The sequence below is a fragment of the Pedobacter sp. genome (assembly GCF_040513095.1).
In the GTDB taxonomy this organism is placed as follows: domain Bacteria; phylum Bacteroidota; class Bacteroidia; order Sphingobacteriales; family Sphingobacteriaceae; genus Pedobacter.
This window is the reverse complement of sequence record NZ_JBEVDX010000012.1, coordinates 1-21,747: the sequence shown is the minus strand read 5'-3', so window position 1 is coordinate 21,747 and position 21,747 is coordinate 1. Positions and strand designations below refer to the sequence as shown.

Genomic DNA, 21,747 nt, shown 5'->3' with positions numbered 1-21,747 from the left:
AATTGTGCATTTGTTGAAAATTGTATGTCCGTAAACACGCATATTTCCTTAAATTTGGTGATATTCTAAATATTTATGGCAGAACCAATTTATAACGATGACAGTATACGGTCGCTCGACTGGAAGGAACACATCAGGTTACGACCTGGTATGTATATCGGAAAGTTAGGTGACGGCTCTGCTCAGGATGACGGTATCTACGTATTACTCAAGGAAATTATGGATAACTCAATTGATGAGTTTGTCATGGGTTCCGGCAGGACAATCGATATTACTGTTTCTGATTCCAAGGTAAATGTACGGGATTACGGAAGGGGCATTCCTTTAGGGAAGGTGATCGACTGTGTATCGAAAATTAACACTGGAGGTAAATACGACAGTAACGCCTTTCAGAAATCTGTAGGATTGAACGGAGTAGGTACAAAGGCGGTAAACGCACTGTCTACCAACTTTGTGGTACAGTCTTACCGTGACGGAAAAACCAAGAAAGTAGAATTCTCAAGAGGGGAGATCGTTATTGATCATCCTGTTATTGATACCACACAACGGAATGGTACAGCCATTACCTTTTACCCGGATGAGAGCATCTTTAGAAATTACCATTATATCCCTGATTTTGTAGAAAGCATGATCTGGAACTACGTGTTCCTGAACACAGGCTTAACCGTTAATTTTAACAACCAGAAATATTTTTCTGAGCGTGGCCTTTACGACCTGCTGCATAAAGTGGCCGACGTAGAAAACATCCGCTATCCGATCATCCACCTGAAAGGGAATGATATCGAAATAGCAATGACCCACGGACAGCAATATGGTGAAGATTACCATTCTTTTGTAAACGGACAGCATACCACGCAGGGTGGAACACACCAGGCGGCCTTCAGGGAAGCAGTGGTAAAAACCATACGTGAGTTTTATAAAAAAGAATACGAAGCCTCAGACATCAGGGCTTCGATCATTGCTGCAATTTCTGTACGTGTGCAGGAACCGGTATTCGAGTCGCAGACCAAAACCAAACTGGGTTCCCAGAACATGGGACCAGATGGGCCGTCAGTCCGTACTTTTATCAACGACTTTGTGAAAAAAGAACTGGATGACTACCTGCACAAACATACGGATGTTGCTGATGCATTGCTGAAACGGATCCTGCAATCCGAGCGCGAACGTAAAGATATTGCAGGTATTAAAAAACTGGCGAACGACCGGGCAAAAAAGGCATCCCTGCACAACAAAAAGCTGAGGGACTGTAAGGTGCATTTCAATAGTACCCATGATAAGCGTTACGAAACTACGCTGTTCATCACCGAGGGAGATTCAGCATCCGGATCAATCACCAAATCAAGGGACGTAGACTGCCAGGCTGTTTTCAGTTTGAAAGGTAAACCGCTGAATTGTTATGAGCTGACCAAAAAGGTGGTTTATGAGAACGAAGAGTTCAACCTGCTGCAGCACGCGCTGAATATCGAGGACGGACTGGATGGGCTGCATTACAACAATATCGTAATTGCAACTGATGCCGACGTTGACGGTATGCACATCAGGTTGCTGATGATGACTTTCTTTCTGCAGTTTTTCCCCGACCTGGTAAGGGCAGGACATGTTTATATCCTGCAGACACCGCTGTTTAGGGTAAGGAACAAAAAAGAAACGATCTATTGTTACAGTGACGAAGAACGCAGAAACGCGATTACTAAACTGGGCAGCAAACCTGAGATCACACGATTCAAGGGACTGGGTGAAATCTCGCCGGATGAGTTCGGATTGTTTATCGGAAAGGATATCCGTCTTGATCCGGTAATCCTGAAGGACCAGACGATCAAAAACCTGCTTGAATATTACATGGGCAAAAACACACCCGACAGGCAACAGCATATTATCAGAAACCTGAGAATAGAGAAAGATACAATTGAAGAACTTGTGTCTGCAGATTCAGAAGCAGCTACAGCTGCGGTTTCCGAGGATATTGTAGAAATTGCAGAATCGGCTTAGGCTGCGAATGCATAAAATATTAAGAAAGCAGAATCAACCTAAGTGGTTGGTTCTGCTTTTGTTTCTTCAGGGTGCTGCGGTGGCAGTACATCCACTTTTTCTTCCACAATGGTGATCTGTGTATGTACCGCATACTTGCTTGGCCTGATCCCTCCGTCATATTTCTCTGCATAGGCCTGGGTAAATTCTGCACCGAAATACAGGATAATCGAAGTATAGTAGATCCACAGGAGAATCACAATTATTGAACTGGCCGCGCCAAATGCAGAGCCCGGGTTTCCTTTTTCAATGTAGATACCAATGAGGTATTTACCAAGACTGAACAAAAGGGCGGTAAAGAGCGCGCCTATTATCGCCGATTTCCATTTCAGGTCTACATCAGGCAATACTTTAAATATAGTAGTAAATACTGCTGTAACTGCTGCAAGGGTAATAGCGTTGTTCAGTATATAGATGATCAGGGTAGTGGTGTCGCTGGCTAAAGGGATAGCTTCACCAAATTTAGAATTGTTCAGAACATAGCCAAGTTTAGAACCCATGGCTACAACAACACTGTTGATCACCAGTGATACCAATAGCAGAAAGCCCATTGAAATAATCAGGGAAAAGGAGAGCAAACGGTTGATAAGCATTTTCTTCCAGCCCGTTTTTGGAATGGCTTTCACCTTCCAGATGATATTGATACTATCCTGTATTTCTATAAATATAGCTGTGGAACCAATGATAAGGGTTACAATACCAATAATCAGTCCGATAGTACTTTTACCGGTAAGATTGGCATTTTCTACAAATCCCTGCAGCTGTTTTGCCGCATCCCGTCCAACCATCTCACTAATCTGACTGAATAATTCGGTACCGGGATTAAGCTTGTGACTAAAAAATATGCTTGCTGCTGCAATAATGATAATGATCAGCGGTGTAAGGGCAAAAATGGTATAGTAGGCAAGCGCTGCGCTCAATTTAGTAATACGGTCTTCTATAAACCCTTTCCCTGCTGCAACGAAAAGGTGATATAGCGCGATAAAGAAGTGTCTTAATTTATGTGCTAATTTCATGTTGTTCTTTAAAATGGATATCCGATACCAATATTGTAAACAAGGTTGTCGCTTCTCCAGGTACTGCTTCCAAATGCGACTTTATCCAGCACCCATCTGTCACCTTCAGGTAAGTAAGGTTTCCTGATCGGGAATGCCACATCAAGACGGATCACGAAGATGGTAGCATCTACACGTAATCCAGCTCCTGTACCTACTGCCATCTCGCTAAGCGCTCTGCTAAGTTTAAAGCCAGATCCTGGTCGTCCCGGGATCGCAGCGTCAGTAGCAGTTGCGGGTGTGCCCAAATCCTCCTTGCGCAGCCATATATTTCCTGCATCCACAAACACAGCTCCATATAGAATACTTACCAGCTTAAATCTTAATTCAGTGTTCAGCATCGCTTTGATATCTCCTCCCTGATCGGCAAAAGACTGGTTTGGATCGACCTTATATGTACCGGGACCTAATGCCCTGGCCGGGAATGCCCGGATATCATTACTTCCCCCTGCAAAAAACTGGCGCACAAAAGGCAATGAACTGCTGTTTCCATATGCATAACCATAGCCCAGGTTCAGGCGGTTTGCCCAGGTAACATTCCTCGTAATCTTATAGAAATCTCTCAAATCTGTTTCTAACCTCACAAACTGGGTTAATGGTACATTAAAAATGGATCTTTCTCCTGCATTGTCTTTTGGAACAAAGGCACCCCAGAGATTTCCGCCCGTTTCTAAGCTTCCGTTAAAGTAAACGTTGTTTCGCCTGTTCTCTTCCATCTGGTTGGTATAGGTGAAACTGTAGTTACTTCCAATGATAAACTGTTTTTCCAATGTATAGCGAAGGCCCGGGATAGAGTCGAACAGGCGTCTGCGCCTGTTGGAATCAGCAGGAAGGTTCGGCTGTACATAATTGACAGAGATCGGATTGAAAGTATGTTCTTTGTACTTATTTTCTTTCCAGTTGTAACCAAATTCTGCCTTGAACGAGTTGAGTTTATACAGCGATCCCCGGCTCAGTAACTGATAGGAAAGCGAAGTAATAGTTTTAGGTATGAATGCGTTTGTGCTTGTTGGCTTGTAAAATGGAACAATAAACTGCGGGAAGGTTAATTTGCCTTCTGCAGTGAAGGAGTAGGAGTTAAGGTTCTGGGTTTGCTGACCACTCACCTGCGTCTCGAACCCTCCGCTAACACTGACATCCAATTGCTCTGCACCTCTGAAAAGGTTCCTGGTGGTCTGGGTAACTTTAACCTCCGAACCAACGAAGTTATTGGATTTGCTTGTTCCGGTTACACCAAAGGTCAGGGAATTTTTTTTCAGGGGAGTGAGATAAATGTTCAGGTCCAGCTGGTCATTTTTGAAACTGTCCAGTGGTAAAAATTCAGCTCTCACGTCCTGGAACGCATTTATATTTACCATCCTGTTGAGGGACTGGTTATGGTCTGTCCTGTTATACAATTCGTCTTTCTTGAAAAATACCAGACGGTCAAATATCTTTGGTTTAAAAGTATTCCGGTTGTCATAGATTTTAAAATCATGAAATTCCGTTGGCGTCAGTTTCCTGAGCACACTGTCTCTCCTCAGTGAGTAACTGGGATAGATATTTATGTTTTTAATGGTATAAGGTTTTAATCCTGCGTCAGGTGCAATATCTTTCACCTTGACAGTAATGTCTACCAGATTCTTACCAATTGTACTATCCACCTGAAGGATGAGGTAGTCAGGACTAAAATAGAAGTACCCACGTTCTTTCAGGTCATTATCTATCCGGATACGTTCATTTTTAAATGCATCAAGGTCATAGTAATTGCCAACTTTAAGTACCGAATTTGCCTGCTTTTCATTGATTACCCTGGTAAGGTTACCTGTGTCTTTAGGGAAAGTCACGCTCTTAATTTTATAGCGGATTCCTGTATTCACCGTGTAGACAGCTTTTCCTGTTTTCTCTTTGGTAACTGTATCGCCGGTAACTACATTCTGTAAGTAACCCTGACTGATAAGGAAACTTGTCATGATCGCATCGTTGGTTTTCAGTTTTACCTCTGTCAGTAAGACAGGTGGTTCACCAACTTTAGTTCTCAGCCAGTGTTTAAACCCTTTCGGTTTTTTAGGCTCTCCTGCAAGATTGTATATATATAATTTTGGTCTGAGGCCAAAGATTGATTTATTGGGCCTTGGTCTCGCTTTAGACTCAAGATCACTTTTTACATCCTTTTGGTTATCAATTTTAGCTGAAGAATCAGGATTGATCACAACCTCAGCTCCCGTGTACAATTTCTGACCGGGTTTAAGATATTTAGTGTTGCTGCAGGCAGCCCATACTAAACATACGAATACGAGTAAGCTGGGTTTAATTAGTTTTTTCATTTGTAGGCTTCTGTTCTTGATTTTCTCTGATTCTTCTTGATCTTTTATGGAAGATCTCCCTAAATTTATTGTAATCCACCACCAGGGCAAATCCCAATCCTGTTTCGATGATCTGGCCTTCGATAACTCCCTCGTTCTGGTTACGCCTGTAAGCTCTTAAGCGATATTTACCATCTTTCGAGAGCGCATATTCTACGTTTACATTTCCTGCAATATTCGTAGAGCTTTGTCCGGGAGCCTGTGGCCCTTCAAGTCCGAAACTGCTACCTACAGTTACTGTTAACCTGTCACTGAGTAATTTTTTCGACACCCCGATTTCAAGGTCGGTTTTTTGCTGTAATGAGCCCGTTGAATAATCTTCAGATGAGTTGACACCAAAATTAATATCCACACCCTTAATCAAATCTGAAGCAAGGTTATTCAGTTGCTCGGTCAATAATTTACTCACACTGGACCTTGCAAGCGTAGATACGCCACCTCCACCGCCGGCAAGACTTTCGAAAGGATTATTGGCTATAAATCTGCCCAGTGCGAGCAAGGCAAATACCTGCTTGTTCAGTTCACTCTCATTCCTGTTAACGTTTTGCAATTTCGTATAAACTGTACCACTCAAAGCGCCACGTTCATTTTCCGGAAGGTCAAGCCTGAAAGAGATGACAGGTTTTAACAGTTCCCCCTTCATAGTCAGGTAGACCTGGAACGGAAGTTTAGTCTTGGCCTCAATTTGTGAAGGATCACCCAGTAAATCGATAGGCGCAGCATTAACTTCGTATAAGGCAGTTAAATTCACATTTGCAGACATCGGGTCGCCTGTCCATACAATTGTACTTCCGGAAACCAGTTTAAATTCTTTTTTACCGAGCGGGCCAACAGATAAGTTATATGATCCGTCTTTGATCTCATAACGTCCCGTCAGGCTGATTTTTCCACTCGGGTCCATTGTAGCCGTCAGGTCAGCATCACCTTTCACTTTAAGGGCATCGCCATTTGCAGGATCCACCACCACATTCAGTTCAGCTTCCGGGTCAACTTCCAGTTTCGCTGTCAGGTTAATGCCTTTCACAGGAGCTTTGCTGATGCTGTCTGTGCGCAGTGCTTTCTGCCCGTTAAATGGTGGCGCATCTGCATCGATAAATTGTACTATACCTTCCTGATCAATCACAGATGGATCGTCTGCCGGCAGGGCAAAGAAGAACTTCGTACCCTTTTCTACCTTGACATTCATGTTTACATCCGGCTGGTTCATATCGCCCCGTACCTTGATATTACTGGTGAGGAATACAGTTCCGTAGATCATGTCATTGTCCAGTGCAGTGGAATTCATCACGCGGAAAGTTTCCGTTTTGATGTCCATGTTGAACTTAAAGTTCGTGTAGTCTGTAGTAAGTACGCCCCCGTTGATGGTGGCTTTTTTGTTCAGCGAATCAATGATGGTAAAGTTATTGAAATTTACACCCTGAGGGGTAAAGCTGATGGTTTCATTCGGCATTCTGAAGTATGAATTAACATAGGTAGCCGTAAAAGCCGCCTGGTTGAATTTCACATCCCCCAGAACCTTTGGAGCAGCAATAGCACCTTTAACTGTCAGTGCACCCGTGATTGTTCCTGAGCCATTTTTGATCTGGCCCATGGAAACACTCTCCAGTGCTTTAAGGTCTATCTTATCTACATTCAGTGTTAAATCAAGCGCATTCGCGGGATCGTTAGTATAATAAAACCCATTTAGCCTTAGCTCATGGACACCTGTTAAGGCGATATTTGTTTCATAGGCATTTGGTGTATTGTTATTGACCGCCACACGCAACGTTCCAAGCTGATCTTTCTGGTAACGCAGTCTGTCTATCGTCATGTTGGCCGTGAACTTAGGGCTGCCCATCAAATCACTTACATCCACAGTACCATTGATCAAACCCCCTACAAGTGCGCTGTCCTGTTCTGCAAATTTTGTAAGCGTTTCTATTCTGAAGTCCTTGAATTCTACCTTAAGCGGAGAATTTGGCGTGGTGTTTACGCTGTTAATACTTAATAACTGCGTTCCCTGGCTCAGGTTAAACTGATTGGCCAGGACGCCCGACTTGCCAAACTGAATATAGTTATCCTGCGAAACAGACCATCTTTCGTAATCCAGCAGGATCCTTTTGGGATCGAACCTGAACTGGAAGTCTTCGCCCAGTGATTTGAACGTTCCGCCCAGTACATATCTGTCATTCAGTTTTCTGTCCCGGAGGATCAGGTCAATGTTCAAGAGGTTATTGGATACAATTCCGCTAAGCTCTGTACCGTATAATGCGATGGAAGGGCTTTGGATATGACCTACCAGTAGTTTGTAGAAAAGGCGGTTGTCAGAGTTGTCTACGGTTAATCTTGTACTATCAACCTTGTAGTCACCATAAACAACCTGAGGGAACCAGGCATTAATCTTTAAGCTGTCTTTCTTTGTATCGATGATCCCGTTCATATAAGAAGGGGAGAAGGTTGTCAGTGCCGGTACAAAGTCCCTGATGAATTTTGGGTTGTAAATTTTTACACTAAACCTGAAACGCTGATCAGGGACTTTAGTAACTACGCCATATTTGTAGTATTTATTGATCTGATTGGTCATTGCAGCAGCTAAATTTGTGAGCTGGTATTTGCCATCCACTCTGGCGCTCAGTAATTCTGATTTCAGCGTAAGCAGGTTGTTTGTTGCAGTAGCTTCAGAATGGATATCTATTGTGTCTACATTGATCTTTTGTCCTTCTTTGACAAGCTGCAGCCCCCTGATGCTTACATCACCATTCAGGTAATCCGCATCAGCAGTTTTAATATCAGCTTTAACTGTTCCGGCCATCCTGAATTCTGTAGGGCTGAAGTTGAGTTTCTGCAGGTCCACCTGTTTCAGGTCGAGGTTAGCCTTTACAGCAGGATATTTACCCGCCATGTTTACAAAAGCAGTAAGGCTGAAGTTAGCATTGCTGTCGGCCATGCTGCTTTTAATGTTCAGTTTCTGTGCAGCATAAGTTCCGCTCAGTAAAAGGTTCCTGTAAGTGTATTTATTGTAATACGCACTGATCAGCTGTCCGTTTATCTTAGCAGCAGCAGTTTTGGCATCCAGACCCTGGCCGGTTACATTGGCTTTCACGGTAATTCTGCCCAGTTGCGGCTGCATTTTTATCAGACGGCCAACATTGAAATTATTGAGGGCTATATTTGCTGTATAACTTTCTTTTCCCTTTGGCCCCTTCATAGTTGCCAGCAGTTTTGCCGAACCCATATCTGTATTGATATTAAAGCCCGTATTAAAGTTGGTCATTGAGCCTTTAAACTTACCATTGGCAGCAATAGTATTCGGAAGGGTAATATTTGCAGGCAGGGATTTTTTAGGAATGAGCACCAGCAGATCGTTTTTGGTCATGGAGAACCTCTTGATATTCAGATCCAGGTAAGCCTTGTTTGCATCAGGTAATCCTTTTACTGTGCCGCTTACATCTATACGGGTGCTTTTCAATCCGCTGATCTGTAACTGGGGAATAGAAAGGTTATTCATATAACCATTCACTTTTGCTGTCACTCTGATCTTTTCGTTCCGGTAATTTGCAGGAAGGGCATCACTGAAATAGGTAGCATCTTTTAATCCAAGTGTAGTGTTCTTCACCTGCAGGGACAATTTCACACGTTCCGGATGTTTTGTGAGGTCTTCCAGTGAAGTATAATTCAGTTCTGTATTGTTCTCAATATTGGTATTCGGGGTTTTGAAGACGAGGTTGCTCAGCTTCACCATTTTATCATTATAAATCACATCCCCCTGCAGCTTGCTGACTTCAAAGCCACTTTTCTCTTTCAGCGTTCCACTTTTTACATTTACTTTGATACCGGCAGCGCTGTAAGACAGGTCTTCTGCTCCCAGACCAAGTCCTTTGATCCTGAGGTGGTTGAAATCCATGCCTCTGGCAATAGGTTTTACGGCAAGATTATCAAATTGTATATTGTTATCTGCAAGGTTCAGCTTGCTCACCAGTACCGCCATAGCGGATGGTTTTGCTGTTACTGTATCAGCTGCGGCACCCTTAACAGGAGCTGCTGGTTTGAAGGCAAACAGGATATCAGATTTGTTTAAAGTTGCATCGTCCAGCTTGATGTCCAGTTTGGTGAGGTCGGCAAACAGTTTTGTTAAAGTAAGTTCATTGATGTTTAAATCTGCACGGGTGTCAGACAGCATATCATCATATTTGATTTTTACATTGTTAAAAGCTACGTCCTGTACTTCTACAAGAGGGAGCTTTCCGGCAACCGCAGTAGCAGTATCTAAACTTTTTTGTATTTGCGCCGTTAGCTGGGTAAGCGGTTTCTGTTGCAGATATTTTAAAGTGGTGTTTTTTAAGGACAGGTTTTTGATGACGTAGTGCTGCTTGTCCATATCGAAATCCTTGATATTGGTTTCGAATTCTCCCAGTTTTACACTTACATCGTTACCTGCAACATCATCACGGTAAACAATTCCAATATCTTTAAAGCTGATTTTGTTGATAGAGAACTTCATGGTAGAAGTGGTGTCTTTATCTACTTCGGCATCAGGTTTTTTCTGTTCTGACATGAACGCATCCACAAGGAAAGAGAAGTTATACGTAGTGTCGGGATTGATGCGGGTAACGTTAGCCCTGATTTTTTCCAGCTCTATGTTGTTGATTTCTATTTTGTTGCTGAGCAATTTCATCAGACTGATATCAACAGATAGTTTTTGGGCATACAATAATGTATCTCCTTTTTTGTCTTCCATGTAAAACTTATTCAGTACTACATCTTTGGAGAGGGCGATCTTTACGCTTTCCAGGCTGACTTCAGTATGCGTTTTGTTTTTCAGATAAGATATAGCCTTGTCTTTCACGAAGTTCTGAACTGCCGGAATATTAAGGGCCACAGCAATAAGGATCACCAGCATGATAATGCTGGCAACAATCCATAAAATGACCTTTAGACTTTTGCGTACGTATTTATTCAATGGATATATTGTTTGGTAAAGATTACACTTTCGAGACAATCACTAAAACCATGCCACCGGCTGTTTCAACACATTATATTACAAGTGATGATTGAATTTGTTTAACGAATTTTAAATTTTGTTGGATATAGCAAAATTTTGAAAATCTTCGGAAAGATTTCCTGATAGGGTGTTCCTGCTGCGCAGTTTGGATACAGCTTCCTGGCCAGAACGCTATGCGAAGCAGATAAATGCGCTCCGACTGCGCTATATCTCATAAAATAGCGCAGTCGGAGCGTACTTAAGACCTTTTTATAGCGCTGTAATCCAGAATGCGCAGGCATTCTTCTGTGAAAGAAGGGCGCGGCAAGTCATCAGAAATCAGCATACATCCACTTACCAGCCCTTTGTGCATTTGACACATAATTCCCCTTAGCTCAGGTATTACCGATAAACAGTGTACCTTTGTACCCCCGCTATACCAAGCCAATGATAAACAAACTCAATTTCTCTGTTTCATACGAAGCCTACGATCATTTCAGTGAACTAACAGATGAAGATCAGTTGCTCTGCAAAAAAGCGGAAGCAGCACTTGTTACTTCTTACTCCCCATACTCTAATTTTAAAGTAGCTGCTGCCGTACAGCTTTCAGATGGCAAAGTAATTACCGGCAGCAATCAGGAAAACGTAGCTTATCCATCCGGGCTTTGTGCCGAACGTGTGGCCCTGTTCACTGTTGGTGCTGCTTACCCTCATGCGGTAATCGAAAGCATGGTGATCACTGCCCATACCGATAATTTCAAGATAGAACAACCGGTAACCTGCTGCGGGTCATGTTTGCAGGTTATGGCAGAATTTGAAAAGAAACAGGATAAAGAAATCGATGTATTGTTCTACTGTATCGATGGCAAAATATTGAAAGTTAAAGGAGTGAAAAACCTGCTGCCATTTGTATTTGTAGAAGAGCGCCTGAAAGTTGACAACTGTTAGGAAATTGTGTTCTTAAAATATAACGGGATGACTTATATTTACACCATACAAATCCTTTCTTAATGAGCGACGAATTAGATAATAACATAAACGAAGAGACAAAACATACCGTAATTCCTATCAACGGACTTTACGAAAACTGGTTCCTCGATTATGCCTCTTATGTAATTTTAGACCGGGCAGTACCCCATATTAACGACGGCCTCAAGCCGGTTCAGCGTAGAATTATGCACTCGCTGAAGGAGATGGATGACGGACGTTTCAATAAAGCTGCCAATGTCATCGGAAATACCATGAAGTACCACCCGCACGGAGATGCTTCTATTGGTGACGCTATGGTCCAGATCGGACAAAAAGATCTGCTGATCGATTGCCAGGGTAACTGGGGAGATCCGGTTACGGGCGACAGCGCTGCGGCACCACGTTATATCGAAGCGCGATTATCAAAATTTGCGAACGAAGTAGTTTTTAACTCAGATACTACAATCTGGCAGCTGAGTTATGACGGACGTAACAACGAGCCGCTTACACTGCCTGTAAAGTTCCCCCTGCTGCTTGCACAGGGTGCTGAGGGGATTGCTGTAGGTTTGGCTACGAAGGTGATGCCGCATAATTTTATTGAACTGCTGGATGCTTCTATCGAAATCCTGCAGGGCAACCGCCCGAATATCCTTCCGGATTTCTTTACCGGAGGTATGGCTGATTTTTCTGCGTACAATGAAGGAATGCGTGGGGGAAAAGTGCGCGTGCGTGCAAAGATTACCGAGAAAGATAAAAAAACCCTGGTTATTACAGAAATACCGTATAGCACCACCACTGGTTCTGTGATCGACAGCATCCTGTCTGCTAATGATAAGGGAAAAATCAAAATCAAGAAAATAGAAGATAATACAGCAGCGAATGTAGAGATCGTCATCCAGCTTGCACCAGGTATCTCGCCTGATGTAACCATCGATGCACTGTACGCATTTACTTCATGCGAAGTATCTATCTCTCCGAATACCTGTATCATCAAGGATGACAAACCCCAGTTTTTGAGTGTTAACGATATTCTGATGCAAAATACGCAGAATACCAAAGACCTGCTGAAACAGGAACTTGAAATCAAACTGCACGAACTTCAGGAAAAAATATTCTTCAGCTCTTTACTCAAGATTTTTATCCAGGAAGGGATGTATAAGAATGCCGACTACGAAAACTCAACTAATTTTGAGATGGTAGTGAAGGTATTAAACGGATTATTCGCCCCATTCAGGGAACAGTTATACAGGGATATCTTAGCCGAGGATTTTAAAAAGCTGATTGATAAACCAATGAGCAGCATCACCCGTTTTGATGTAAAAAAAGCGGATGATCAGATGAAGGCGCTGTCTGATGAAATCAAAGTGGTGAAAAACCATTTGAAACACCTGACCGATTACGCTATTGCCTGGTACCAGCGTCTGAAAGACAAATACGGTAAAGGCAGGGAACGTAAAACCGAAATCAGGCTGTTCGACAGGGTGGAGGCTTCTAAAGTTGCCCTGGCAAATGTGAAACTTTACCTGAACCGTGAAGACGGTTTTATCGGAACGGGCCTGAAAAAGGATGAATTTGTGGCCGATTGCTCTGACCTGGATGAGATCATCGTTTTCAGGGAAGATGGAAAATGTATTATTACCAAGGTGGCCGACAAAACCTTTGTAGGCAAAGGGATCATTTATGCACATGTCTTTAAAAAAGGAGATGAGCGGACGATTTATAATTTGATCTACAAGGATGGTGCAAGCGGGGTTTCTTACATCAAGCGTTTCGCTGTGATGGGGGTTACCCGGGATAAGGAATACGATCTGACCAAAGGAAGTAAAGGCTCCAAAATATTGTACTTTACACCTAACCCGAATGGGGAGGCCGAGATTATTACGGTAGTGCTGAAACCGCATACCAAGTTAAAGAAACTGCAGTTCGATGTAGACTTTGCAGATATAGCTATCAAAGGCAGGGCTTCACAGGGAAATATTGTATCAAAATATCCGGTGAAAAAGATCTTGCTGAAGAGCAAAGGGGTATCTACTTTGTCAGGTTTAAAAATATGGTATGATGAGCTGCTGAGAAGGCTTAACGTGGATGGCAGGGGCAAATACCTGGGTGAGTTTGACGGGGATGATAAGATCCTGCAGGTACACAGGGAAGGCTGGTACGAATTGAGTTCTTTTGAACTCAGCAACCACTTTGATGCCGACTTACTCCTGATCCAGAAGTTTGATCCGGAAAAACCTTTTGCTGTTGTTCAGTTTGAAGGAAAAGCCAAAAACTATTTTATTAAACGCTTCGTTTTTGAAGCTATTGCTGTTGGCCGAAAACAGACGCTGATCTCTGAGGAGACAGGATCGAAGTTTTTGTACCTGACAAGTAATCCTGCTGCGATGCTTACAGTGGATGTGCTTAAGGGCAAAACACAGATCCCTGAAACCATAGAGATAGTGCTTTCAGAATTTATTGATGTAAAAGGCATCAGGGCCAACGGTAACCGTTTAAGCCAGCATGACGTTAAGGAGATCAGGATCAGTAACAATGAGGAGATCGGGCCAGGATTAGAGGAAGCCCTTAGTGAAGATAGTTCTCAATCTGAGGATAATGAGGGGGCTGCTGAGAATAGTGGCGCTTCCGGTGATTCTGATAGTAATCCATCGGATGAAGTTTTTGAGACTGTGACTGCACCGGATGACTTTGTCCAAACAGGAGATTCTAATGTTGATGAGAGTGTTGAAGACGCCGCAGAGGATGTTTACGAAGTCGCAGAGGTTATTGCTGCAGATAGTACTCAAGAGCAAGGTTTGCGGGATCCGGCTGATAAGGATGAAGCAGTAAACGAAGAAGAATTTGTAACAGAAGAAGAACCTGTTGCAGAAGTTGCGCCTCAGCCTGCCGTAGTTGCTCCCGCAGAGGTTATTCGTGCAGAGATTGCTCTTGAAAAAGAAGATGCAGCACAACCAGCCCGGAAACCTGTTAAACCTGTTGCAGAAAAGAAAAAATCTGACGTTGCAAAGAGCAAGGTAACCAAAGAAGCCAAACCTAAAAAAGATATCAAATTAGAGATCACCAATCCTGACGATATAGATATTGATGATACCGGGCAGCTGGGCTTGTTCTAACCGAACAGGTGGGGCCATCGCTCTGCTGCCATTACAAAGGAAATTCCAAAGATTGCGGAGGACAGGAAGAAATTCCAGTCCCATCTTTTGATCTTGAATATATTAATCAGGATAAAGGAAACGAGCAGGATGCTGATCACGATAATGATCTGGCCAACCTCAAGGCCAACGTTGAAGGCAAATAACTCTGCAACTATGCTTGTGCTCTTTCCTAAAATGCTGTTCAGGTAATTGGAGAAACCCAGACCGTGTATCAGGCCGAAGAACAGCGCCAGGATATATTTTAACTGCATTCCTTTGGGCTTAGATTTTCCTGCAATTATGTTTGCTGAAGCGGTAATCAGTATCGTTACCGGGATCAGAAACTCTATTAAGCCTGTATTGACATGAATAAGTTTGAATACACTTAGCGCCAGCGTAATGCTGTGACCTACAGTAAATGCGGTAACGAGAATGAGGACTTTTCTCCAGTCAGACAGCAGGTAGGTGCCACATAAAACCATTACAAAAAGAATATGGTCATATCCTTTCCAGTCTAAAATGTGCTGCCAGCCTAATTCAAAGTATAGAGGGAAATCTTGCATCCCCCAAATTATTTAATTTTTATTAGATAACGAAAAAGGTGTTGAAAAAATCCTGTTTATTAGTTCTGTTTTTAATTTCTTCTAAATATTTTTTTGCTGACTGAGCAACCGCGTTGTGCACAATATAGTTTCTTTATCTGGCATTGCAGCATTCTTTAAATAGCCAGTCATATTTCAGCGAAATCTCGGGAATGTATTCTTTTACAAGATATTTGGTGTCCGTGTGCTTTGCCAAGTCATTATTAGGATATTCATCCCGGTAGCGTAAATCATATATTTCCACTTATTCCTTCGGCTGGCTTTAATCAAAAGATGAGTAATTTCACCATCTTTGAAAACTGATCAAACATGATCCGATTATTATAAATAGATATGAACTGGGAAAATTTACTGTCGGCTAAACGCTGGGGAAACGAAGATAGGTTTGCAGGCAATCAGAAAGAAGCGCGTTCAGAATTTCAGCGGGATTATGACCGGATCATTTTCTCTTCGCCATTCAGAAGGTTACAGAATAAAACACAGGTATTCCCCTTGCCGGGCAGCGTCTTTGTACATAACAGGTTAACACATAGCCTTGAGGTGGCAAGTGTAGGGCGCTCATTGGGAACAATCTTTTACAACAAAATGAAGGAAGCTGATCCTGAGATTGATGAGCGTTGCCCGCTGCTCGTTGAAGTAGGTAATATTATTGCATCAGCCTGTCTGGCGCATGACCTGGGAAACCCGGCATTCGGTCACTCGGGAGAATCTGCGATTTCGCACTACTTTACAACAGGGGAAGGCAAAATATACAAGGATCAGGTGAACGCCGCACAATGGCAGGACCTGATCAATTTTGAAGGAAATGCCAATGCCCTGCGGATTCTTACACATCCCTTTGCAGGAAAAGGTACAGGAGGCTTTGCTTTGACATATGCAACGCTGGCTTCTATTGCAAAATACCCGTGTGCGTCTTTAGCGAATAACAAGAAGAATATCTACACCAAAAAATATGGATTTTTTCAATCTGAACAAAGCGGCTTTGAAAAAATAGCTGTTGAAATGGACCTCATTAAAGTGCAGGACGATCCAATGGTTTATAAACGCCATCCGCTTGTATACCTCGTAGAAGCAGCGGATGATATCTGTTATAATATCATTGACCTGGAAGACGCGCACCGCTTAAAGATCCTTTCCTACCCTGAGGTGGAGAGACTGCTGTTGCCCTTATGTAATGATGTGAAGTTATCTGCACGACTGGCAGATATGGAAGATGACGATGCAAAGATTACCCTTATGCGGGCTAAGTCTATCAGTACGTTAATTGGACAGTGCTCCAAAGTGTTTTATCAGTTTCAGGAAACGATTCTCTGTGGTGATTTCAACCAGAGCCTGATGGATGTTATTGATGAGCCGTTCCTGGCGACAATGAAAGATATTGAAAGGATCTCCATTAAAAAGATCTACAATTATTCTTCTGTAGTACAGATCGAGGTGGCGGGCTACCAGGTAATGGGAGGCCTGCTGGAAGAGTTTATTCCTGCGTACCTGCAGAATGACTCAAAGTATCATAAAAAGCTTGTTGAACTGATCCCAAAGCAGTTTCTGACAAAAGAAACCGATGCCTATACCAAAATCCAGTGCGTTCTTGATTTTGTTTCCGGTATGACAGACATTTATGCCGTAGAGCTGTTCAGGAAAATCAAGGGAATTTCCTTCCCTTCAATGAGCTAGCTTATTACTAAATGGGCAATTTGATCCAGTGTCGCTGATTTTTAAAAGATACGGGGCGATCAGGATTAAGATTTAAATAAAAAGGGCTGTATCCGGTAAGAATACAGCCCTCTCTGGTATAAAATGAATTTCTTATTGGTATTGAATATAGATCGGAGCAGGTTTCAGCTTCATTAACTCCTCAGGAGTCATCATTCTGTGCGGTGCTTTTTTGATATCGTTTTTATAGAATAATTTGAAACCGGTAAACTGTACAGGTTCATTCTGGATAAAGTAACGGTAAGTACCGATTTTAAGATCCGGCTCACCCCATCCATCCATGTGCATTACAATCTGAACTTCAGGATGTAATTTAATGTTCTGGTAGTTTGTTACCATTTTCTTGGTGAAGCGGTGAACGGTAAATACTTTTGGAGGAAGGTTATATTTTTTGATCAGGTTAACCAGGTACTGAGAGCAATAGTTGATATCATCAGCATCATAGGTTCCGATTTTGGTTCCGGGTCTTGCACCGTTCTTCATGGAAAACTCAGGGTCAATACCGAGATTTACCTGCGGCATTTTAAGGTATTTCTCAATTCTTGGCAGCTCGTCTTTGATATTGCTCAATGCAACCTGAAGGTCAAGGAAAACAATACCATTGTGCATCTTGGCAATTTTGATCACAGAATCGATTTGTTTATCACCCATTCTGTTGATGTATTTTCCGTCTTTTCCCGGAGTACCACTTGCTACGGCAGCAATGTAATGCACACCTGCCTGTACCGGTGTAGATGGATCTGCTTTTTCCCACCTTTTTACTTCGGTATTTAAGCGGCTCCACATTTCTTTTGGGGGATACTCACCCAGGGCACCCATTTTCTTGGAATGCAGGTTGCCATAATATACCACGATTCTTTTGAAAGGAAGTATTGCGCCGGCTAAAGGCATAGGCTGATTTTTAACCGGCCATCTTCCGGTTGTGTCACCATTAGCGATTTTTTTTAAAGCAGCTTTGTATTTTGCAGTATCAATAGGTTCGCGGGTAGTATCGGCTACAGTAACCTCTGTAGAATCACCGGATGCACTTACGGTTGTTTTTGTTTTTTCATCACCTTTTTTGGAATTCGAAGAACAATTGGCAAATAAGGCAATTGAGGTAAATGCAATAAGTAGTGTTCCTGCTAATTGAGGTATTTTCATAGATTTAAATGTTTTTTCAGTTCTGCAAAACTACACAATCAACTGACATTTCAATATACAACTGTCATATTCTTAGATGAATCTTAATTATACCGGTTATTTATGCAATACGGAAGGGTAGGGCTGATTTAATGTGCAATTCAGGTACAGGAATATTATCTTTATGCGTTATATCAATATTGATTACGGATTATGATTAAATATGCAATAGCCATTGTCTTTTGTTTTATGTTATTTGCCTGGCTTGGCTGCAAAAAAGATTCCACGACATTTCATTATTTAGAGTCTTCACTGGGAGACACAGTCACCCTGTCGGGAGTTTCAGGCCGTGAAAGGGCAGACAGTGCCTATAAAAGTGTTTTTCTTGACTTCAGTACAGCAGTGCAATCCTCCGCACTGCGGTCTTCCTGGGATCTTGGATTCTATTGCGGATCTGAATTCAGAGTGATTATCAACCATGCTGTTGGTGCTACAGCTGCCGTTCTGGATAAATCTAATCTCAATGATGTAACGATTGCAGATACTGTGGCTCTGGTTTCAAAATTTAACCTGGATGTAGATACTGCTGGTGATATAAGTACTGTAGATCCTGTGGACGCGGATTCTGCTGCTTATCTCGCGGGAACAGTAATCCCTGAAATACCTGCTGCAGCCAGTTCAAGCCGTGTTATTTTACTCAACCGGGGTACTGCTACAAACCTGGGCAGAAGGAACTGGATTAAAATGAAGATTACGCGGGCTAACAGCGGTTATACTGTAACCTGGGGAAATATAGAAGACACCGCGGAGCCCTACAATACTTTTACAATGACCAAAGATGCTTCATATACATTCAGGTACCGCTCTTTTACCAGTGGGGTGGTAACGTATGAGCCGGCTAAAACCTTGTGGGATATTGCCTGGGGGCTTACAACTTACAAAGATGTTTCTACAGGTACAACGAAAGCCAGGCCTGTGCCTGATTTCATGATGATCAATTTCATTAACGGGGTGAAAGCAGCAGAAGTAAAAGTAACAGAAACAACAACTTTTGATAACTTCAGCGAAGCTCAGCTTGCGGGCATTACCTTTTCCGGATACAGGGATGTAATCGGTGTAAACTGGAGGAACCTGACGTTATCTTCCACCGGCGCACTATCAATTAATACAGACCGTTTTTACCTGGTTCAGGACAAAACAGGGAATGTCTATAAGGTTTCTTTTGCCGGCGGAGGATCACGGGGTTATCCCGTGGTTTGGTATATCAGGGTGAAAAAAGCGCCTGACCCTGCGGGATAATTATTCTGCCGAAAACTTGTTGAATTTACCGAATACACCCAATGGCAATTTGATCCCTGATGTAGCCTGTAAATATAACTCTCCGGTTTCCAGGTTTTGTACTTCCGGGAATGACGTTTTAATCAGGTTCTCTACAATAACAGAAGAAAATCCGAGTGAATAGGTATTCAGTATCAGGAAGTGTTCCTTCTCATCCAGCAGCTGCACTACGTCGTGCATCATCTCCTGGATATGGTCTTCCAATTTCCATTTCTCCCCGTTCGGGCCATGCCCGAAAGCTGGCGGATCCAAAATGATCCCATTGTATTTTTTACCGCGTTTTAGTTCCCGCTGCACAAATTTCAAGGCATCTTCTACCACCCATCTCACGTCTTTCAGCTGTGACAGTTCCTGGTTTTCATTGGCCCAGTTTACCACCTGTTTGATCGAATCTACGTGTGTAGTATCAGCCCCTGCTGCCTTTGCAATCAGTGAAGCTGCACCGGTATAGGCAAAAAGATTAAGTACCTTAGGGCTCGGCGTTTTGAATTTTTTTACTGAAGAGGAGATGTAATCCCAGTTCACGGCCTGCTCCGGAAACACACCAACATGTTTGAAAGATGTTAAGCCCAGGCGAAGGTTAATCTTTACTTCGTCATTCTGATACTCTACATTCCAGCGGTCTGGCAGTTGCTGTGTGCTTTTTACCCATTCTCCTGAAGTGGCAGAGCGTCCTTTAAACCTGATATGAGTCCTTTTTTTCCATTCCTGATCGGATAAAGTTTTTTTCCAGACTGCCTGTGGTTCCGGTCTTGATAAAATAAGGTTGCCGAAGCGTTCCAGTTTTTCAAAATCTCCACAGTCAATCAACTCATAATCTTTCCAGTGTGTAGGCGTTAATAGGCTTATCATAAAATATTATTGTACTTATATTATTAAAAGTTTTTCTTTGCTGCCTTCATAAATCGGCTGGCAAACACGAAATCATTCAGTTCTGCAATATCTGTATGGGCAATCTCTTTATTAGAGCCTTCCCAGAATTTTTTACCTTCATGCAGGAAGAGGATATAATCCCCGATCCCCATAACAGAGTTCATATCATGGGTAACCACAATTGTAGTGGTCTGGTACTCTTCTGTAATTTCCTTGATCAGCTCATCAATCACGATCGATGTTTTGGGATCGAGCCCCGAGTTGGGTTCATCACAGAAAAGATATTTTGGATTCATGGCAATAGCACGCGCAATACCTACACGTTTTTTCATCCCGCCTGAAAGTTCTGCAGGGAAAAGTTTGTTTTTGCCTTCAAGGTTTACGCGTTGCAGGCAAAAGTTTGCCCGTTCTAATTTTTCCTTGAAACTTTGCTCCGTAAACATATTCAGTGGAAACATGATGTTTTCTTCAACGGTCATGGAATCAAAAAGGGCAGAACCCTGGAAAAGCATGCCGATTTCCTTGCGGACTTCGATACGCTGTTCAAAATCCATATCTGTAAATTCCCTTCCATCATACTGCACACTTCCTTTCTCAGGTGTCTGCAGTCCTACCATACATTTTAGTAAAGTGGTTTTTCCGGAACCGGAACCACCGATAATCAGATTGGTAACACCAGCTTCAAATTTGGCGGATATTCCTTTAAGAACAGTATTGGAGCCGAAGGATTTTTCAACGTCTTTAATTTCGATCATAGTAATAACTGGGTTACGATATAGTCACAGGCTAAAATACTGATACAGCTGACAACAACAGCTCTTGTACTTGCCTGTGCAACTTCCAAAGCACCGCCTTTTACGTAAAAACCTTCGTAGGCCGGTACAGTTGTGATGATAAAGCCAAAGACAAAGGCTTTAACGAGTGCTACTACAATGGTATATGGATTGAAGTCGGTAGTGATACCCTGTATATATTCCGCAGGAGAAACTGCTCCGGACAACGTTCCGCCTAAAAATCCACCGCCAATGCTAAGGAACATAGAGCAGATAACGAGTACCGGTACCATCGTAATTCCTGCAATCAGTTTCGGCAGGATCAGGTAACCCGGAGAATTGATCCCCATGATTTCCAGTGCGTCAATCTGCTCGCTCACCCTCATGGTGCCAATTTCCGAAGAAATGGCAGAGCCGATTTTACCGGCAAGTACGATGGCGGTAATTGTAGGGCTAAGTTCCAGGATACTTGAATCCCGGTTTACAGAACCGATAATAGTTTTTGGAATAAAATCACTCACCAGCTGGAAGGCAATCTGCAAGGTCATTACAGCGCCGATAAAGGTGGAAATAATGGCAATTAAACCGAGAGATCCTACGCCCACAAAATCCATTTGCTGGAAAATGGCTTTCATGTATATTTTAAATTTTTCGGGTTTTCTGAAAACTGCTTTTAACAGTAACAGGTATTTGCCAAAATTGGTGAAGTTCATCCGCTGAGATATTAGCTAAGGTATAATTACTATAATACTACAAAGAAACAATAAAAATTGTTGTGGCTTTCTTTATTTCTTAAAAATATTCTGCTATTTAGGGTTATGAATGCAATTGTAAC

Annotated in this window: 13 protein-coding genes; 5 read left to right on the top strand and 8 right to left on the bottom strand. The window is 42.5% G+C overall.

Annotation, left to right across the window (positions count from 1 at the left end):
• The first annotated feature begins 75 nt into the window (after positions 1–75).
• Positions 76–1,989 (top strand): DNA topoisomerase IV subunit B, encoded by a 1,914-nt coding sequence (locus ABWY16_RS02065; protein ID WP_353902989.1) that lies wholly within the window; start codon positions 76–78, stop codon positions 1,987–1,989.
• Between the two features lie 38 nt (positions 1,990–2,027).
• Here ABWY16_RS02065 and ABWY16_RS02060 read toward each other — a convergent pair whose 3' ends face one another.
• The 3 genes from ABWY16_RS02060 to ABWY16_RS02050 are packed head-to-tail and all read right to left on the bottom strand — an operon-like array spanning position 2,028 to position 10,367.
• The gene (locus tag ABWY16_RS02060; RefSeq protein WP_353902988.1) at positions 2,028–3,044 is read right to left on the bottom strand and encodes a YihY/virulence factor BrkB family protein; all 1,017 of its coding nucleotides are present in this window, start codon (positions 3,042–3,044) and stop codon (positions 2,028–2,030) included.
• Between the two features lie 8 nt (positions 3,045–3,052).
• Positions 3,053–5,389 carry a translocation and assembly module lipoprotein TamL gene (gene tamL / locus ABWY16_RS02055; protein ID WP_353902987.1) on the bottom strand — a complete coding sequence of 779 codons (2,337 nt, stop codon included), beginning with the start codon at positions 5,387–5,389 and terminating at the stop codon, positions 3,053–3,055.
• On the bottom strand, positions 5,373–10,367 hold the full coding sequence (locus ABWY16_RS02050) for a translocation/assembly module TamB domain-containing protein (protein ID WP_353902986.1): 4,995 nt from the start codon (positions 10,365–10,367) through the stop codon (positions 5,373–5,375). The genes tamL and ABWY16_RS02050 overlap by 17 nt, the downstream gene beginning before the upstream one ends.
• Positions 10,368–10,835: 468 nt before the next feature.
• On the opposite strand from ABWY16_RS02050, the gene ABWY16_RS02045 reads away from it, so the two are divergent.
• Positions 10,836–11,336, top strand: a complete 501-nt coding sequence (locus ABWY16_RS02045; RefSeq protein WP_353902985.1) for a cytidine deaminase — start codon at positions 10,836–10,838, stop codon at positions 11,334–11,336.
• A gap of 62 nt (positions 11,337–11,398) precedes the next feature.
• Complete coding sequence (locus ABWY16_RS02040; protein ID WP_353902984.1) at positions 11,399–14,470, top strand: DNA gyrase/topoisomerase IV subunit A; 3,072 nt, start codon at positions 11,399–11,401, stop codon at positions 14,468–14,470.
• Here the strand turns inward: ABWY16_RS02040 and ABWY16_RS02035 are convergent.
• Positions 14,467–15,054, bottom strand: coding sequence for a HupE/UreJ family protein (locus ABWY16_RS02035; RefSeq protein WP_353902983.1), 588 nt, complete (start codon positions 15,052–15,054; stop codon positions 14,467–14,469). The genes ABWY16_RS02040 and ABWY16_RS02035 overlap by 4 nt on opposite strands.
• 372 nt (positions 15,055–15,426) lie before the next feature.
• Here ABWY16_RS02035 and ABWY16_RS02030 point away from each other — a divergent pair, with 372 nt between their 5' ends.
• Positions 15,427–16,767 carry a deoxyguanosinetriphosphate triphosphohydrolase gene (locus ABWY16_RS02030; RefSeq protein ID WP_353902982.1) on the top strand — a complete coding sequence of 447 codons (1,341 nt, stop codon included), beginning with the start codon at positions 15,427–15,429 and terminating at the stop codon, positions 16,765–16,767.
• Between the two features lie 132 nt (positions 16,768–16,899).
• Here the strand turns inward: ABWY16_RS02030 and ABWY16_RS02025 are convergent, their stop codons facing one another.
• Complete coding sequence (locus tag ABWY16_RS02025; RefSeq protein ID WP_353902981.1) at positions 16,900–17,949, bottom strand: hypothetical protein; 1,050 nt, start codon at positions 17,947–17,949, stop codon at positions 16,900–16,902.
• A 192-nt stretch (positions 17,950–18,141) separates the two neighbouring features.
• Between ABWY16_RS02025 and ABWY16_RS02020 the strand changes: the two genes are divergently transcribed.
• On the top strand, positions 18,142–19,227 hold the full coding sequence (locus ABWY16_RS02020; protein WP_353902980.1) for an HmuY family protein: 1,086 nt from the start codon (positions 18,142–18,144) through the stop codon (positions 19,225–19,227).
• Here ABWY16_RS02020 and ABWY16_RS02015 read toward each other — a convergent pair whose 3' ends face one another.
• From ABWY16_RS02015 to ABWY16_RS02005, 3 genes are read right to left on the bottom strand one after another with little or no spacing between them, the layout of a single operon-like run.
• On the bottom strand, positions 19,228–20,118 hold the full coding sequence (locus ABWY16_RS02015; RefSeq protein WP_353902979.1) for an RsmD family RNA methyltransferase: 891 nt from the start codon (positions 20,116–20,118) through the stop codon (positions 19,228–19,230).
• A gap of 23 nt (positions 20,119–20,141) precedes the next feature.
• Positions 20,142–20,894, bottom strand: a complete 753-nt coding sequence (locus tag ABWY16_RS02010; RefSeq protein ID WP_353902978.1) for an ABC transporter ATP-binding protein — start codon at positions 20,892–20,894, stop codon at positions 20,142–20,144.
• Positions 20,891–21,625 (bottom strand): MlaE family ABC transporter permease, encoded by a 735-nt coding sequence (locus ABWY16_RS02005; protein WP_353902977.1) that lies wholly within the window; start codon positions 21,623–21,625, stop codon positions 20,891–20,893. Before ABWY16_RS02005 ends, ABWY16_RS02010 begins: the two co-directional genes overlap by 4 nt.
• Between the last annotated feature and the right edge of the window lie 122 nt (positions 21,626–21,747).

What these genes read in the sequence shown, in the direction of transcription:
- ABWY16_RS02065 (WP_353902989.1), top strand. Translation starts at nt 76, where the DNA reads ATGGCAGAACCAATTTATAACGATGACAGTATACGGTCGCTCGACTGG.
- ABWY16_RS02060 (WP_353902988.1), bottom strand. Translation starts at nt 3,044, where the DNA reads ATGAAATTAGCACATAAATTAAGACACTTCTTTATCGCGCTATATCAC.
- tamL (WP_353902987.1), bottom strand. Translation starts at nt 5,389, where the DNA reads ATGAAAAAACTAATTAAACCCAGCTTACTCGTATTCGTATGTTTAGTA.
- ABWY16_RS02045 (WP_353902985.1), top strand. Translation starts at nt 10,836, where the DNA reads ATGATAAACAAACTCAATTTCTCTGTTTCATACGAAGCCTACGATCAT.
- ABWY16_RS02040 (WP_353902984.1), top strand. Translation starts at nt 11,399, where the DNA reads ATGAGCGACGAATTAGATAATAACATAAACGAAGAGACAAAACATACC.
- ABWY16_RS02035 (WP_353902983.1), bottom strand. Translation starts at nt 15,054, where the DNA reads ATGCAAGATTTCCCTCTATACTTTGAATTAGGCTGGCAGCACATTTTA.
- ABWY16_RS02030 (WP_353902982.1), top strand. Translation starts at nt 15,427, where the DNA reads ATGAACTGGGAAAATTTACTGTCGGCTAAACGCTGGGGAAACGAAGAT.
- ABWY16_RS02025 (WP_353902981.1), bottom strand. Translation starts at nt 17,949, where the DNA reads ATGAAAATACCTCAATTAGCAGGAACACTACTTATTGCATTTACCTCA.
- ABWY16_RS02020 (WP_353902980.1), top strand. Translation starts at nt 18,142, where the DNA reads ATGATTAAATATGCAATAGCCATTGTCTTTTGTTTTATGTTATTTGCC.
- ABWY16_RS02015 (WP_353902979.1), bottom strand. Translation starts at nt 20,118, where the DNA reads ATGATAAGCCTATTAACGCCTACACACTGGAAAGATTATGAGTTGATT.
- ABWY16_RS02010 (WP_353902978.1), bottom strand. Translation starts at nt 20,894, where the DNA reads ATGATCGAAATTAAAGACGTTGAAAAATCCTTCGGCTCCAATACTGTT.
- ABWY16_RS02005 (WP_353902977.1), bottom strand. Translation starts at nt 21,625, where the DNA reads ATGAACTTCACCAATTTTGGCAAATACCTGTTACTGTTAAAAGCAGTT.